14 protein-coding genes are annotated in these 14,502 nt (G+C 44.5%); 8 read left to right on the top strand and 6 right to left on the bottom strand.

All coding sequences use genetic code 11. The features are described from left to right. Positions 1-575: 575 nt before the first annotated feature. The 5 genes from GLW00_RS19460 to GLW00_RS19480 form a co-directional block, all read right to left on the bottom strand. A complete protein-coding gene (locus tag GLW00_RS19460) occupies positions 576-1,589 on the bottom strand; it encodes an LLM class flavin-dependent oxidoreductase (RefSeq protein ID WP_160916847.1) in 1,014 nt (337 codons plus the stop codon). A 297-nt stretch (positions 1,590-1,886) separates the two neighbouring features. Continuing rightward, positions 1,887-3,140, bottom strand: coding sequence for an efflux RND transporter periplasmic adaptor subunit (locus tag GLW00_RS19465; protein ID WP_160916849.1), 1,254 nt, complete (start codon positions 3,138-3,140; stop codon positions 1,887-1,889). 23 nt (positions 3,141-3,163) lie between these two features. Further along, on the bottom strand, positions 3,164-3,835 hold the full coding sequence (locus GLW00_RS19470) for a hypothetical protein (protein WP_160916851.1): 672 nt from the start codon (positions 3,833-3,835) through the stop codon (positions 3,164-3,166). Positions 3,836-4,477: 642 nt separating this feature from the next. Continuing rightward, positions 4,478-5,860 carry an MATE family efflux transporter gene (locus GLW00_RS19475; protein WP_160916853.1) on the bottom strand — a complete coding sequence of 461 codons (1,383 nt, stop codon included), beginning with the start codon at positions 5,858-5,860 and terminating at the stop codon, positions 4,478-4,480. After that, positions 5,857-6,309 (bottom strand): MarR family winged helix-turn-helix transcriptional regulator, encoded by a 453-nt coding sequence (locus GLW00_RS19480; RefSeq protein ID WP_160916855.1) that lies wholly within the window; start codon positions 6,307-6,309, stop codon positions 5,857-5,859. The genes GLW00_RS19475 and GLW00_RS19480 overlap by 4 nt, the downstream gene beginning before the upstream one ends. Positions 6,310-6,494: 185 nt before the next feature. On the opposite strand from GLW00_RS19480, the gene GLW00_RS19485 reads away from it, so the two are divergent. The 5 genes from GLW00_RS19485 to abc-f all read left to right on the top strand — a co-directional run bounded on the left by GLW00_RS19485 (position 6,495) and on the right by abc-f (position 11,226). Beyond that, positions 6,495-7,574 (top strand): hypothetical protein, encoded by a 1,080-nt coding sequence (locus GLW00_RS19485; protein ID WP_160916857.1) that lies wholly within the window; start codon positions 6,495-6,497, stop codon positions 7,572-7,574. A gap of 31 nt (positions 7,575-7,605) precedes the next feature. Continuing rightward, positions 7,606-8,529, top strand: a complete 924-nt coding sequence (locus tag GLW00_RS19490) for a YegS/Rv2252/BmrU family lipid kinase (protein WP_160916859.1) — start codon at positions 7,606-7,608, stop codon at positions 8,527-8,529. 94 nt (positions 8,530-8,623) lie between these two features. After that, positions 8,624-9,088, top strand: a complete 465-nt coding sequence (locus tag GLW00_RS19495) for a MarR family winged helix-turn-helix transcriptional regulator (RefSeq protein ID WP_160916894.1) — start codon at positions 8,624-8,626, stop codon at positions 9,086-9,088. A 60-nt stretch (positions 9,089-9,148) separates the two neighbouring features. Then, positions 9,149-9,256: an RAxF-45 family protein gene (locus tag GLW00_RS20915; protein WP_279626144.1), complete on the top strand. Its 108-nt coding sequence runs from the start codon at positions 9,149-9,151 to the stop codon at positions 9,254-9,256. A 107-nt stretch (positions 9,257-9,363) separates the two neighbouring features. Then, on the top strand, positions 9,364-11,226 hold the full coding sequence (gene abc-f, locus GLW00_RS19500; RefSeq protein WP_160916861.1) for a ribosomal protection-like ABC-F family protein: 1,863 nt from the start codon (positions 9,364-9,366) through the stop codon (positions 11,224-11,226). Between the two features lie 94 nt (positions 11,227-11,320). Here abc-f and GLW00_RS19505 read toward each other — a convergent pair whose 3' ends face one another. Next, a complete protein-coding gene (locus GLW00_RS19505; protein ID WP_160916863.1) occupies positions 11,321-12,418 on the bottom strand; it encodes an SDR family oxidoreductase in 1,098 nt (365 codons plus the stop codon). A 139-nt stretch (positions 12,419-12,557) separates the two neighbouring features. On the opposite strand from GLW00_RS19505, the gene GLW00_RS19510 reads away from it, so the two are divergent. From GLW00_RS19510 to GLW00_RS19520, 3 genes are all read left to right on the top strand, one after another. After that, on the top strand, positions 12,558-13,178 hold the full coding sequence (locus GLW00_RS19510; protein ID WP_160916865.1) for an SDR family oxidoreductase: 621 nt from the start codon (positions 12,558-12,560) through the stop codon (positions 13,176-13,178). A 451-nt stretch (positions 13,179-13,629) separates the two neighbouring features. Continuing rightward, complete coding sequence (locus tag GLW00_RS19515) at positions 13,630-13,911, top strand: glutaredoxin family protein (protein WP_160916866.1); 282 nt, start codon at positions 13,630-13,632, stop codon at positions 13,909-13,911. A gap of 139 nt (positions 13,912-14,050) precedes the next feature. Further along, a complete protein-coding gene (locus tag GLW00_RS19520) occupies positions 14,051-14,437 on the top strand; it encodes a YppG family protein (protein ID WP_160916867.1) in 387 nt (128 codons plus the stop codon). The last annotated feature ends 65 nt before the right edge of the window (positions 14,438-14,502 follow it).

The following is a 14,502-nucleotide window of genomic DNA, read 5'->3' on the forward strand; positions in this document are numbered from 1 at the left end:
CGGTAGCTTATGGTTTCATCAAGATATCGATGGACGGCTTGAAATTTGTCTTCATTCGTAAATTTATTCAAGGTGTATCCCCCTTCGGTCAGAGTTAGAAGGTGTCCAACTCTTGGGGGTCACTTCACTTTCCGCGGGAGCGCGGTGAGCCTCCTCGGACTGCGTCCTGTGGGGTCTCACCAAGCACTTTTTTCCCGCAGGAGCCTCGCCATTCCCCTCCGCCCACTTGCCGGAAGAAACTCTCAAAACTACCTTTCAGCAATAGGAGCTTTTATGGTTGAGAATCCTATATCAACGTGGTTTAAGCAGGATTTATAACAGTTTTAGGCAAGTAATATAAGAGGGATTTCGAGAACCTCATATGGCAAAGGGGCGTAGGGAAACGGTGAGACTCCTGTGGGAAGTGCGTGGTAGATGAGACCCCGCAGAGCGTTAGCTCGAGGAGGCTCATCACTCGCCCACGGAAAGCGTACCTTTTCCCGGAGCCCCTAAATCCACACAAACATCTCGAAATCAAGTCTTCCACAATCCTGCCATTTAGTTGAATAATAAAGAATAAAAAAACCACGATGACGTTAGGTCATCGTGGTTTGGGAGTGACTTAATTGAAAGGCATCAGCCAGGAGTTCGTAGGAGCGTAAACGATCTTCAAATGGAGTGACGATCGTGTTGACGATCACTTCATCTACGTTGTAACTTTCCGCCAATTGTTCAATTTCTTCTTTTACTTTATCGGCAGAGCCGACGATCATTCGGTTTCGGTTATCCTGGATTCGTTCTTCTTCGAAAAGGGTGTATTTATGGTTGAGCGCTTCATCAGGAGTAGGGAAATGTGTGCGTTTCCCGCCTTGTTCAATCTGGAGAAGAGCAAGATCCAAACTTGCAGCAAGGTATTCGGCATACTCATCCGTTTCTGCACAGACGACAAATACAGAAACATTCCCGGCTGGACTACTCTGCTGCATAGAGGGTGTGAAATAATCCTGATAGCGATCCATTGCCCGTATGCCTCCTCGTCCATTGATGAAATGGGCGAAGGAGTAGGATACACCTAAGTCTGCAGCTAAACGTGCGCTGGTGCCACTTGATCCAAGCATCCATACGGGTGGGGCTGTTTCTCCTTTCGGGGTCGCATAAATGTCCATTCCGTGCGGATCATGCCCGTGTAAATAAGCCATTAACTCTTCTACCTGAGATGGATAGTCTTCAATACTCGGCAGCTTCCCGCGGTTCAATGCTAAATTGACGTTGGGCATTCCACCTGGAGCCCGGCCTACCCCAAGGTCGATGCGGTCAGGGTGGAGGGTTTCAAGAATTCGAAAGGCTTCCGCCACTTTATAGGAACTGTAATGGGGGAGTAATACGCCCCCTGTACCAATGCGGATATTTTTTGTATGAGCAGCCAGGTGAGCCGCAAGTATCTCAGGTGCAGACCCTGCAAGACTGCTTGTACTATGATGTTCGGACACCCAGAAACGGTGATATCCCAGCTTATCCGTCCACTTTGCGAGTTCTGTTGTTTGTTGTAAGGCTTCTTTTGGGTCTGTCCCTGTTAAGATAGGGGATTGATCCAATACACTTAATTTCATTTTCATACCCCTTTTACTTCTTTCGTTGTCATTCTATCTAACTACTATCGTCCCATGTGCCACGTATAGATGCAAATGTAAAACAATTCTTTTCCTTCTTTTCTCAAAAATTCAGAGCTCGGCAGGTTACTGGTAAAGGGACTTTGAGAACCTTTTCCCGGAACCCTTAAACACACAAAAATCTCGAAATCAATTCTTCAAGAAACCTGCCATATTCTATAATAAATCATGGAGGGGATTTGTTGAGTGAACAAAGAAAAACCGGCTGTCTTGGGGACAGCCGGTTTTTCTCTGACGTTATCGTGATAGGATGCCTAGTAAACCGTAAGTCAGGATGGACTGGCGTTCCATCTTGAACATCTGGCGTACTCTAAGGTCATCGGTATGTAATGGTGTGAAGAAGATCGCTTCATTTCTGAATTCATCTTTCGGCTCGACAGCCAGCCATTCACCATCTTCAAGACCAGATAGGATTTCAACGAGTCCTTGTTCTTCAATACCTGTTTCGATATCGCGGCGCTCTAAGGTTCCTTCCTCATTCATTACCCATGCATAAAGGTTCTCTTCAGTCTCCAGCGCTTTCTCAATAGCGGTGACGGCACCTAACGCTTCATCTGTAATGATTTTCAAATCGGCATGATAGCCAGCCAGCAAATCTTCTGAAGGATCTTCAAGAGATACGGTAAAAGGATAGCGGCTTGAGCGGTGAACCTCAACTTCTTCCGGGTAATTGTCAACAGAATCTAATGTACCTGTTGTTTCATATTCCATTTCAGGTACATGGATTTCGACGACCATCTCTTCTTCGATTTCCTTCCGTTCCTGTTCAGGAATTGTCCCTTTTAATACAAGATTCGTAGATTCCAATGTAAGAAGTGGAGATTCAAGGTCTTTTGATATTTCGCTGACTGTACCAGAAAACGCGCTTGTAACGGTGATTCGATCACCTTCGTCCTGGAGCTGGTCCAGTTGATCTTCTATCATTTCGAGCATGGCTTCCTGTTTTGTCAGTTCTGCTTCTTGCTCGGCGATTTTCTCTTCTTTCATATATTCGGTCTCTACGTAGGAAGGAGGAGTCGTGTCACTTGTATCAGAATTATTGTTGAAAGGACTTGAGTTGTTGTCGGTGTCTGGAGGGTCAGGTACGCGATAGCTTTCAATTTCGTCAATCAAACCTTCAATAGCATCAATTTCTTCTTCTAACCGGCTTACTTCGGACTGAAGGCGAGCTTCTTCCTGATAATAGTTTAAAACATCATATGTGTAGAGGTTATCGCCTTCGCTGACAGTGTCCCCTTCTTCAACAAGGAACTCATGGAACGATCCAACATCTTCGTTAAAATAGACCGGTTCTGATTCCTCTGATGCGAACACAGCCTTTGTATCCATTTTTTCAAATAAATCATAGGTGATTGTCTTGGACCATTCCTTGATATAAGACTTGCGATCCACTTGTTCTCCTTCATCGAGGAAGATGAGGAAAGCATTGGTCGTAACGAAGGCGACAATCAAAATTCCCAGGATTCTGCCTTTAACATTGATTTTTTTCATAGATCTTTACACCTGCTGCTTTCTTATCTGAGTAAATAAAGGAGATACAAATCGAATTTAGATAGGGCGGCTGTACCTGCCCACAACAACATATGCCAGAAAACAACACCGACCCAGATCCAGCCAATTTTCGTCTTGGACAGCCAGGAGATGCACTTCACCTGGTACCAGATGATGAAAAGCTGAAAAATGGAGATGGCTCCGCATAAGTAAATGACCCAATCAATGCTGGTGAAATAAGAGGCGATCACTCCGAAAGAAAAGGGAGAGACGTACCAGTCAATACCTGCATAAACCATGAGAGGAATCCAGGTGATCCGTTCGATCAGCATGATCAGCAGGACATTCATCTGCAGAATGAAAAGTTTTTTATAAGAAACATTATTGAACAACCAGAAAAAGAAAGATGAAATGAAGAGCGTGAACAAGAATAAAAGGATGGCAAATCCGGCGCGTCCAAGTAAGAACCATGCTTTCCTCATTTCATATTCGACTCTGTTCAGGTCAGACATGTTGGCAGAAATCGCATCTGTACCGAGACCAAGCCACGCTGTCCAGACATATGTAAGAATCGTCAAACCTAATAAAAAGAATAATAGATTCCAAACGTTTTTGAGCCGTTCCGCTTCGTTCAGCTTGAACAAATGGTCTTCTCGGCTTGTAAATAGTTTTATTAAATGAATCGAGTATGTCATGCGTTCCATCCTTTAATATAGAAAATAAAACTCTCTGTCTTATTCTAACGGAAATTGTCAGTTGTTGCTATAATTACCTTGTAAACTGTTTGGAAAAAGTTAGGGGGGATAAACCCCAATGTATCTTTTTATATAAGCTGCCTTTTCTTGAAGACTCAGTTTTGAGACGTTTGGGGGCTCGTTACCTGATTTGAGCGTCAGGGGTGGTTGGGAAGCTACTCGCTTTCCTGTGGGGGAGTGGCGAGCTTCCTCTGGCTACCGCCCTGCGGGATCTCGCCGATCTCCTTTCTCCCACGGGAGTCTCGCAGCTTCCCAACCACCCCATTCGTTGAAGAGAGAAACGAACCCCCCAATACCGAGGAAGAGTGTCCCTTACTCCTCTCTCATAAGTCGGCATAAGAGTGCTTTATATCAAACTTTAAATTCATTGAAGCGGAAAATTTTTATATGATTCATTTCGCTTAATCATTCATGCTGACCTTTTAGGAGTGTTTCGAGAATCTTTCATGGTAAAGGGGCGAACTATTCCCCGCAGCCCCATCCACACCACAAATGTATCGAAACGGAGTCTTCCATAACCCTCCCATTTTCTTTACTATTAATTAGAAAAAAGCACGGTGCTGGATGCACCGTGCTTTTTATTCAGCCTTGAGAAGGCGCCGCCTGGTAGGGCGGATCTTGGTCTTTCGCTTTGAAAAATAGGGCTCGATCTTTGTATAGAAAGATCATGGATAGAACAAAAGCGAACAGGTCAGAAAGAGGGAAGGCGAGCCATACGCCTGTCACTCCGAAGAAGTTCGGCAAAATCAAGACGAGCGGAATCAAGAATAGAACTTGACGCGCCATAGATAAGATCAGCGCTGGCTTTGCCATTCCTAATGCTTGATAAAGGCCGCCGCTGACAACCTGGGCACCGATCAGAATGGCAAGAGCGAACATGATACGGATGGCATAAGCACCAGTATCAATGGTCGCTTCATCTCCAGTGAAGATGTTCATCAACCCTTCAGGGAAGGCCATCATCAAAATGAAAATGCCTGCAGAGATGACCGTAACGACTTTCATACCGAGCAAGACCGTTTCTTTCAGGCGGTCGTAATTTTTGGCCCCGTAATTATAACCGATAATGGGCTGCATGCCTTGGAGTACACCAATCATAGGCATGATCGTAAACATGGCGAGCTTCTGGACAATTCCGAAGACCCCAACCTCGAATTCACCACCGAATTTAATCAGCATCAGGTTGATGGCGATCATCATGCCGCTCCCGGATACTTGTCGGATGAAAGCCGGCATTCCAATGGTTAACACTTCACGGATAACGGTCCATTGCGGCTTCAAGTAGGATACTTTGACCACAAGCGAAGATTTCCCTTTTAAGAAATAATTCAAGACGACGATGGTTACGGTCGCCTGGGAGATAACGGTGGCGACAGAAGCCCCCTGCACCCCCATATCCAAGCCGAAGATGAAGATCGGATCGAGGATCATATTCAAAACAGCCGGGATAATCATCGTAATCATGGCAAACTTGGAGTTTCCTTCAGAACGGATGATGCTGTTCGTCGTAAAGGCGAAAGAGAAGAAGAACGATCCAAGCATGATCGGGAACAAATAGTCCGTTGCATATGGCATAATGTTCTCAGTTGCTCCGAACAATCTCAGTAATGGTTCAAGAAAAGTGAAGGCGCCGATGAATCCGAAACTTGAGACGACCACAATCGTAAAAAGGATGTTACCGAATACCTGGTTGGCTTCTTCCGGTTTGTTTTCCCCTAAACGTCTGGAGATGACAGAGGCACCACCGATACCGACGGCTGCGGCAATGGCCATGATGATCATCATCACCGGGAAACCGATACTGACACCGGAGACGCCTAAAATACCGACACCACGTGCGATGAAAAGCGTGTCAACGACATTGTACAGAGCCATGACGAACATGCCGATCATGGCGGGAACGGATAAATTCATTAATAATTTAGGGATGGGTTGGGTCCCTAACCGCTGACTTTGTTGTTTCATTTGTCTTCGCTCCTTGATGTTTTAGGTTTCAAGTTGTCTTGCATTTTCTTCAACCAGGACACCATGATTTGCTGTTCTTCTTTTGAAAGCCCCTGGTTCGCTTCTTCTTCAATATCAGCGACGATTTTCAGAATGGTTGCATGCAACTCTAATCCTTTATCCGTAAGCTTCACAAGTTTTGTCCGTTTGTCTTTTTGACAGGACCTTTTCATGATCCGGTCATGTTTTAAGAGTGTTTCGATCAAGCCGTTCATTGATGATGCTTTGATGTGGAGCTGTTTTTGCAGGTCCGTTTGGGATTGCTCTCCCGCTTTGGCAAGAAAGTAGATGACCTTCGCCTGTGAATGGGTCAGCCCGTATTCTCCTAAGCGCTGGTTGTATATATTCTGTAAAAAATGTGCGACCATATTGATGTTGTAACCTAAGATTTGATCTATGTTTTGCTTCATATTTACTTAGCCCCCTAAACAAATTATAGTATAATACGACTTTGCTTAGAAGTAAACGAAAGTGTCTCCTTTAGGGGAGATATGGCAGTCTTATGAACTCTTCACCTTTCCATGAACTTTTACTTATCAAAGCTCAATCACTACTGCTTCTTTATAGTAAAATAAAGGAAAAGAAGGGTGATCGTATGGTTCAAACATTAAAAACTCATCCGAAGTCATTTTACGGTGGCTTGCTTTTTTTGGCAGTCTTACTCTTGTCAAACTTTTTCATTCAAAAAATGGAAATCACCGGTCAAGTTCCGCCGCTACTTGTATGGGCAACTGTCTTAGACATCATGATTGTTCTTCCTGTGGTGCTTTTCCTGTTTGTACTCCGCAGAAAGCCGACCTTGTCGCTGCTTGCTCCTCTATGGCTCTTAGGAGCAGGGTTCATTCACTGGATTGTTCCCGCTTATGCTAAAGAACATCTGCAATATATGAACGTAACCATTATCCTCGTCGAGGCTGGTTTTATCCTCTTGGAACTTTTTCTGCTTGTCGTTTTCATCAAAAAACTGAAGATATGGAAACAACACTTCAAAGCTTCCATCCACACCTATCCACATGTACTTTCGAGAATTCATACAGCGACTCAGCAAACGTTTGGAGGTTTTCCAAAATTGGAACGGCTGATCGGGGTGATCACCACAGACGCCGCTGTTATCCGCTATGCTTTCTTTCCGCATCTTGATCATAAGCCGGCCGGAGCCCAAACGTTCAGTTATCACAAAAATAGTGAATACTTCGGTGTGTTTCTCATGCTTGTTCATGCCATGCTTATTGAAATCATTGCTGTCCATGTCATGCTCATGCAGTACAGTCACACGATTGCATGGATGGCCACCGTCCTGGATCTTTATGCGCTCGTCTTTTTAATCGCTGACTATCAAGCTATCCGTAAAAGTCCTGTCGTCATTCAGAAAACTCATCTCCATTTTCAAAAGGGGCTTCGTTTTCATATGACGGTTCCCTTAGAAAAAGTGAAGGCCGTTCGTTGGTATGAAGGGGAGACAATACCTGAGGGACGTCATTCCTTCTCCCTGATGCTCGCTGGACTTGAAAAGGTGCCTCCACAGTTAGAAATAAGGTTGAGCGAAGCGGTAGAGGGGTATCGTCTATTTGGTTTCAAATGTAAAGGCACGAAGATTTTCCTGAGCGTCGATGAGCCGCAAAGGCTTTTTCAAACCTTAAATGAAGTACGAGTGGTTTCAAAGAAAGATATTTAGTCAATTATGATAAGAGGAAGGAAGGGATTCTATGCCTCGTTATCAAAGTGGAATCTTTATATATAACGGAAAAAAGGACGAAGCAGAGATGGAAACGGCTCTTTCTCAAGTGTTGCCTGCCTTGAGTAAAGAGGTGAAAGAGTTAAAGGTCATCCAAACTCTGTCTTTGGATGATTTATATGGGAACTGCCGGCATTATGGTCCGGAGGTCGATGTCTTTTTCATCTTCGGGGGAGATGGTACCTTACATGAAGTCATCAATTGTCTGGCACCGTTGGAGAAACGTCCGGTGATCGGTGTGCTGCCAGGTGGCACGTGTAACGATTTCAGCAGGGTGCTGGATACGCCCCAGCGGCTCAATCAAGCAGCTGCATCCATCATTGAAGGAGAAGAGGTTACTGTGGATGCAGGCAGGACAGAGGACGATTATTTTATTAACTTCTGGGGCATTGGATTGGTGACACAAACCTCCTTTAATATTGATGAAACCCAGAAAAACCGGTTCGGTGTGCTCAGTTATTTCATGAGCGCACTGAAAACGATGAATCAGGCCACCCCTTTTCATTATAAAATGACGATAGATGACGAAGAAGTCGATGGTGAGGCGGTGATGATTCTGATTATGAATGGACAATTCATTGGGACGAGGCGTGTCCCTGTTCCAACAATCAACCTGCAGGATGGGAAGTTTGACGTGCTCATCGTGAAGAATTCCAACTTGACACTATTCCGTGAATTAATGACGATGGGGCGCCCGCAAGCCGACCAAAATGAATTTCAAGAGATTTCCCACTATCAAGGGGAGAAAGTGAACATCGATGTTGAATTCAAGCAGGATGTGGATATGGACGGTGAAATCAAAGGGAAGACACCGGAGAAATTGGAGGTGCTCCCAGGTCATTTCACCTTCTTAAGTGGAGGACCCAACGCACTGCAGAATATGGACACCCCTTAAGGAAACCGTGAATTTGCGGAAAAGGGATGGTTTGACAGTTAGAATTTGTTAAACTTATACTATCTTTATATTTTGTAAAGGATGGGCGAACGTGATGAACGAACAAGAACTGTACCGCAAGAAAAAACAAGATCCTTCGCTGAAGCTGTTTGTCGTATTGACAAAAGCTCAACGTACCATCGCAGATTTAGTGAAGGACGATATCCAGCGATATGAATTGAACCCGACAGAATTCGGGGTGCTTGAACTTCTGTATCATCAGGGAGATCAGCCATTACAGAAGATCGGGGAGAAAATTCTGCTCGCGAGCGGAAGTATCACTTATGTGGTGGACAAGCTGGAGAAAAAGGAATACTTGAAACGCGTGCCTTGTCCAAATGACCGGCGTATTACTTATGCGTCCATTACTGAAAAAGGTCGGGACCTGTTGAACGGCATTTTCCCTGACCATTGGAAAGAGATTGAATCAATCATGGACGGGCTGACGGATGAAGAGAAGAACGATGCTATTGAATTATTGAAGAAACTTGGGAAATCCGCAGAAACTAAAAAAGAGTAGCAAATTTTCTGACGATCCGATATAATGAGAGTAATTCTAAAGACAAAGGAGGGTATGAAGATGTTACAGATGCACGTGCTTGACTATCAAATCAACTATGTACGCCGTGCAATTATTCATGATTCAGCTGTCAACGGGACACGTATGTCCAAAATGGCAACTGAATAGTGAAGCAATGTAACGTCTCATACCTGATTATTCACAGATAAAAGTCAGAGGTAACGGGACCTCTGACTTTTTTTGTGTCTTCAAAAAGTCTTTAGGAGGAATTTGCAGTGATCATAACATTAAAAAATTTATATAAAATTGTTGGCGGAGAAGTATTGTTCGAAGCGTTGGATATGGAAATCAAACCTGGTCAGCGTGTCGGGCTTGTCGGCCGGAATGGCAGCGGTAAGTCGACCCTTTTCAGAATCATGACCAAAGAGGAAACGTTGGATGGTGGCGATCTTTTCATTCAAAAGGGAGCGACCATCGGGTATTTGAAACAGATTCCGTCCGCCTGGAAGGGGACGGGGAGAGAGTACTTGCAGCTGGCCTTTACTGAGCTTATTTCTTTAGCTGAACAGATGAAAGAATTAGAAGTAGATATGACAAATCCTGATAAAATGGAAAAAGCCATTGCCGCTTATGGGGAAATACAGGAGCGTTTTACACAACGGGGTGGATACGAGATGGATGCCTCCATTAAACAAGTGGCGAACGGGTTGAATATCCATCATTTGCTGGACCAGCCATTTTCAAGGTTAAGCGGAGGAGAAAAGACGAAACTAGGTCTTGCCAAGTTGTTGTTGGAAGACCCCGACGTTCTTTTGCTGGATGAACCGACGAACCATTTGGATTTACAGGCGATTGAATGGCTGGAAGCGTATTTGCAAGCCTACGACGGGACCATTTGCGTGATTTCTCATGACCGGGCATTCCTTGATCACATCGTAACAGACATTATGGATTTGGAATCGGGAGAAATCGATACGTACAAAGGAAACTACACCGCTTTTGAGAAACAGAAAGAAGAAAAACTGCTTGCTGAATTTCACCAGTATGAAGAACAGCAGAAGAAAATAAAAAAGATGAAAGAGGCCATACGAAGGTTGAGGCAATGGGCGAATGAAGCCACTCCACCCAACCCTAAGCTTTTTAAGAAAGCGAAAAGTATGGAAAAAGCACTGGAACGAATGGAGAAAATCGATAAGCCGGTCATCGATCCGAAAAGAATGAACCTCTCCCTAGAAGCAGATGGGCGGACAGGGAAGGACGTATTTACGATTGAATCGCTGGAGAAACAGTACGGCAGTGAGAAGATTTTGGACGGTGTCGACCTCCACGTCCGTTATCAGGACCGGATTGCGATTGTGGGAGCCAATGGAAGTGGGAAATCCACCCTCTTGAAAATTTTGCTGGAAAAAGAAATGGCCAGCGCAGGGACAATCAAGCGAGCACCTTCCATTAAAATCGGCTATCTTCCTCAAAACCCTCTGCAGGAAGCCGATCGTGATCAGCGGATGATCGACCACTTCAGAGATCACATCCGGGTGACAGAAGGGGAAGCACGGCACAGGCTTGCGGGCTTCATGTTTTATGGATATGATGTCTTCCGTAAAATCCGCCATTTGAGCGGAGGAGAGCAAATGCGTTTGAAGCTTGCGATCTTTATGCATCAGGATATCCAAGTCCTGATTCTGGATGAACCGACCAACCACCTGGATGTGGAATCCCAGGAAGTTCTCGAAGAAGCGTTGAACCAATTTACGGGGACAGTCATAGGAGTTTCCCACGACAGGCATTTCCTGGACCAGTGTTTCACTCACACCGCTTTTCTGGTGAGTGGAAAACTTCACCGCTATATCGGGACGTATGAAGAAACGAAAAAGCATTGGCACGCTCTTTTAGAAGTGCAGGAGAAAGAGCAGACGGTAAAAAATGAAAAATACAGAAAGCCAGAACCCCCAGTGAAAGAAGAACCGACCATTGATTGGGAAAAAGAAATTGCCCGTCTGGAACAAGAGATCTCTACGGTTGATCAACAGATGCTGCACGGTGACGATGTTCAAGAGCTAATGGAACTCCAACATCAAAAAGAGCAGTTGGAAAAAGACTTGGAATCTCTGTATGAACATTGGATGGAAGCGCAGTGATGATTTGTACAATCCAATCCTAAGAGAAAGGCAGGAACCCTGAGGTTCCTGCCTTTTTCGTGTTTGTCCCCATCGATCATGACCAAATCTCCTTCTATAAAATGGACACATGCTTAGAAGGATCGCCTCTTTTTTCACGATAATAGTCCACCAGTGTCTCGGTATAGGAGAAAAAGTCGGGACAAAAAATATTTGAAGCAGCTAAATCTACTTCTGCCTGCCGATTGTCATAATTTGCACTACAGAGAAAGTAATCAAGAGCTTCCCTCTGAATGCCTAGAACTTTCCGCAAAGGACGAAGTTTCAATGATTGATTGGCTAGACCCAGCGGCAAGGGGAAATGTGGGTATTTATCTGTGTACACATAACTGAGCTGTTCGTAGATCTCTTTGGCTGTGTAAGGATTGGGGTCCGTGAGGTGATACGTATTTCCGCTGCTTTCGGAATGGTGGGCAAGGTAGTTTGTTGCTTCAATGACGTAATCCTGGGGCACAAGGTTGACTCGGGCTTTTCCTTTACCAAAGTAAGGAAGAACGGGCAGATTTCTTAAAGCGTCTACTAGATTTAATATAAAATAGGGGCCATCAAATTTGGCCGTCGCCCCCGATTTTGTATGACCGACTACAATCCCTGGACGGATAATGGTTGTCGGGATCTTTTGGCACATTCGATGAACGAGGTTTTCTGCTTCGTATTTGGTGTATTCATAGTGGTTTTTAAAACCTTTTCCATGAATGAGTTCTGTTTCATAAACGGTGCCTTCCCGTTTTCCGGAAACGTAGGCGGTGCTGAAATAAATATAACGTTCCAATTTCAGGCATTGGGAAACCCATCGATTCACTTCTCTTGTCCCCTGGACATTGATTTTCCATGCCGGCAGAAGAGGTACGGCTAAATCATAAAGAGCAGCAAGGTGGAAAACGTGTGTCACCTCTTTTCGTAATGGCGTCGCCTTCGATGGGTTCAGCCCCAACCCTTCCTGAGTAATATCCCCTTGAATGAGTTCAATTTTTTCGGTATTCACTTCTTGATCCTCTTTCCACGTCTCAACCTGCTTTTTTGCTTGTTTTTCCATGGAGGGAAGATGAAGGAGGTAGACCTTCTCCATGGATTTCCTGCCTCTAAAAAGATCTTCAATTAAGGCTGTAGCTAAATATCCTGGGAAACCAGTAAACAAATACGTGTTGGACATAACCATTCGCCTCCGTCATTGGTTTGGTTACCATTTCGTGATTGATCATTGAACTTCCTTCTTTTACCTATCCATTTGTTTATTAGGAAGGAAGAGGGGAAAACAAGGAGGAGTCACATATTTATTGGGAGGTTTTCACATGAAAGTTCTTGTTATTGGAGCTAATGGTAAAGTAGGAAAACATATTGTCGATAAACTTGTAGAAACCGATCATACTCCATATGCTATGGTTCGTAAGGAGGAGCAGATCCCTCAATTCGAAGAAAAAGGCGTAGAAACGATCCATGCAGATCTGATGAGAGATTTTGAACATGCTTTCAAAGGCATGGATGCTGTCATCTTCGCGGCAGGATCGGGCCCTGATACAGGCGCAGACATGACGATTGTCATTGATCAGGAAGGAGCGATTAAGGCAGCGGAGCATGCGGAAGCCAATGGCGTGAAGCGATACATGATGCTAAGCTCCATCGGTGCAGACCGTGCAGAAGAAGCACCCGACGACTTCAAGTTTTATCTTTACGCGAAACGGCGTGCCGATGAATACTTGAAAGGTACCGGTCTGGAATATACTATTGTCCGTCCCGGCGGGCTGACCAACGATGCAGGCACGGGTAAGGTGACGCTCAAGGATCGTACAGAACAGGGAGAGATTCCGCGTGAAGATGTTGCTGCAACACTTGTCCATCTTCTGTCTGTAGAAGGTTCCATCCACCAAAGCTACGACCTCATCAGCGGCGACACACCGATTGAAGAACTATAATGAAAGAGGAGGAGCCGTGTGCTCCTTCTTTTTTAAGCCGTTTATTAAAGTTTATGGCAGGTTTCTTGAAGACTCAGTTTCGAGATGTTTTTTGAGTGGATGGGGGCTGCGGGGAATAACTCGCTTTCCGCGGGAGCGCGATGAGCCTCCTCAGGCTGACGCCTTCCGGGGTCTCACCTAGCACTCTTTTCCCGCAGGAGTCTCGCCATTCCCCTCCGCCCACTTACCAAGGAAGATTCTCGAAACCACTACTTAAAAAATCAGCTCGTATGGTTATGAGAAGTGAATGATATAAACGCTAAAGGGGGCGTTTATGTAAAGGGGATGTGTTGAAAATAACAGAACCGTGACAAAAAATGAGTGAATTTTAATGAGGAAATAGGTTTAGCTGTCGTGAAAACGGGTATTAAATTTTTAGGCAGAATTGCAAAAGACACAAGGAGGGGGAGCTTTGGGTAACCCGGAAGTGATCGTGTACACCAGTCGGAACTGTCACTATTGTGAGAAAGTACTAGGAACATTGGGAGATTGGGAAATTGATTATGAAGAGCGGAATGTATCTGAAAACCGTGGCCACTTCAAAGAACTGCAAAGAAACAACATTTACGGTACACCCGCTGTATTTATAGATGGAGAAAAGATTCTCGGTTATCAAGAACGAAAAATGAAACAGAAGCTGAGAATAAAAGAAAACCCTCAGTATATTAGGACTGACTCCATGAATTTTTCCTGAATGGTTTCGACAAGTGATGATCATCACTTGTTTTTTTTGTCCAAAATCATCAATAAATTAGGGGATCAATCGCTTTCGTTTCACTTTTTCGTGTGCTTTTTCATAGGCTGAAGTATCATACGTTAAAGGTGGAACATTCATGTACCCATATAACCCTTACTATTACTACAACAATGGCTGGTACCGTTATCCCTCCAGTCTTCCGTACGATCAGGTGAATTATCAGCAGATGTCTAATAACCAGGGCAACGTCTGGGGTTATGCCCCGTATAATCCATCCATGTATGGTTTTCAAAATCCATATGTGAATAGTTACGACTATACAGGTTATACTGAGACCGGGAATCAGAATTCTTCATTCAACGTCGGCAACATGTCCAAAGGCGTCATGAGTTATTTCCAAAAAGAAGACGGCCAGATTGATTTCGACAAAATGATGTCCACTACGGGTCAGGTCGTAAAAACCGTTAAAGATGTCAGTCCGATTGTTAAAGGAATCGGGACATTCGTTAAAGGAATCAAGTAAACCGCGCGCTATTTATTTAGCGCGCATTTTCTTTAGACGTAAAAACAGAAGAGGAACAATCTTGT

It is taken from the genome of Halobacillus litoralis (assembly GCF_009856445.1).
GTDB lineage: Bacteria > Bacillota > Bacilli > Bacillales > Halobacillaceae > Halobacillus > Halobacillus litoralis.

What these genes read in the sequence shown, in the direction of transcription:
- GLW00_RS20915 (WP_279626144.1), top strand. Translation starts at nt 9,149, where the DNA reads ATGTTACAGATGCACGTGCTTGACTATCAAATCAACTATGTACGCCGT.
- GLW00_RS19475 (WP_160916853.1), bottom strand. Translation starts at nt 5,860, where the DNA reads ATGAAACAACAAAGTCAGCGGTTAGGGACCCAACCCATCCCTAAATTA.
- GLW00_RS19465 (WP_160916849.1), bottom strand. Translation starts at nt 3,140, where the DNA reads ATGAAAAAAATCAATGTTAAAGGCAGAATCCTGGGAATTTTGATTGTC.
- GLW00_RS19495 (WP_160916894.1), top strand. Translation starts at nt 8,624, where the DNA reads ATGAACGAACAAGAACTGTACCGCAAGAAAAAACAAGATCCTTCGCTG.
- GLW00_RS19505 (WP_160916863.1), bottom strand. Translation starts at nt 12,418, where the DNA reads ATGTCCAACACGTATTTGTTTACTGGTTTCCCAGGATATTTAGCTACA.
- GLW00_RS19510 (WP_160916865.1), top strand. Translation starts at nt 12,558, where the DNA reads ATGAAAGTTCTTGTTATTGGAGCTAATGGTAAAGTAGGAAAACATATT.
- GLW00_RS19520 (WP_160916867.1), top strand. Translation starts at nt 14,051, where the DNA reads ATGTACCCATATAACCCTTACTATTACTACAACAATGGCTGGTACCGT.
- GLW00_RS19490 (WP_160916859.1), top strand. Translation starts at nt 7,606, where the DNA reads ATGCCTCGTTATCAAAGTGGAATCTTTATATATAACGGAAAAAAGGAC.
- GLW00_RS19480 (WP_160916855.1), bottom strand. Translation starts at nt 6,309, where the DNA reads ATGAAGCAAAACATAGATCAAATCTTAGGTTACAACATCAATATGGTC.
- GLW00_RS19485 (WP_160916857.1), top strand. Translation starts at nt 6,495, where the DNA reads ATGGTTCAAACATTAAAAACTCATCCGAAGTCATTTTACGGTGGCTTG.
- GLW00_RS19460 (WP_160916847.1), bottom strand. Translation starts at nt 1,589, where the DNA reads ATGAAATTAAGTGTATTGGATCAATCCCCTATCTTAACAGGGACAGAC.
- GLW00_RS19470 (WP_160916851.1), bottom strand. Translation starts at nt 3,835, where the DNA reads ATGACATACTCGATTCATTTAATAAAACTATTTACAAGCCGAGAAGAC.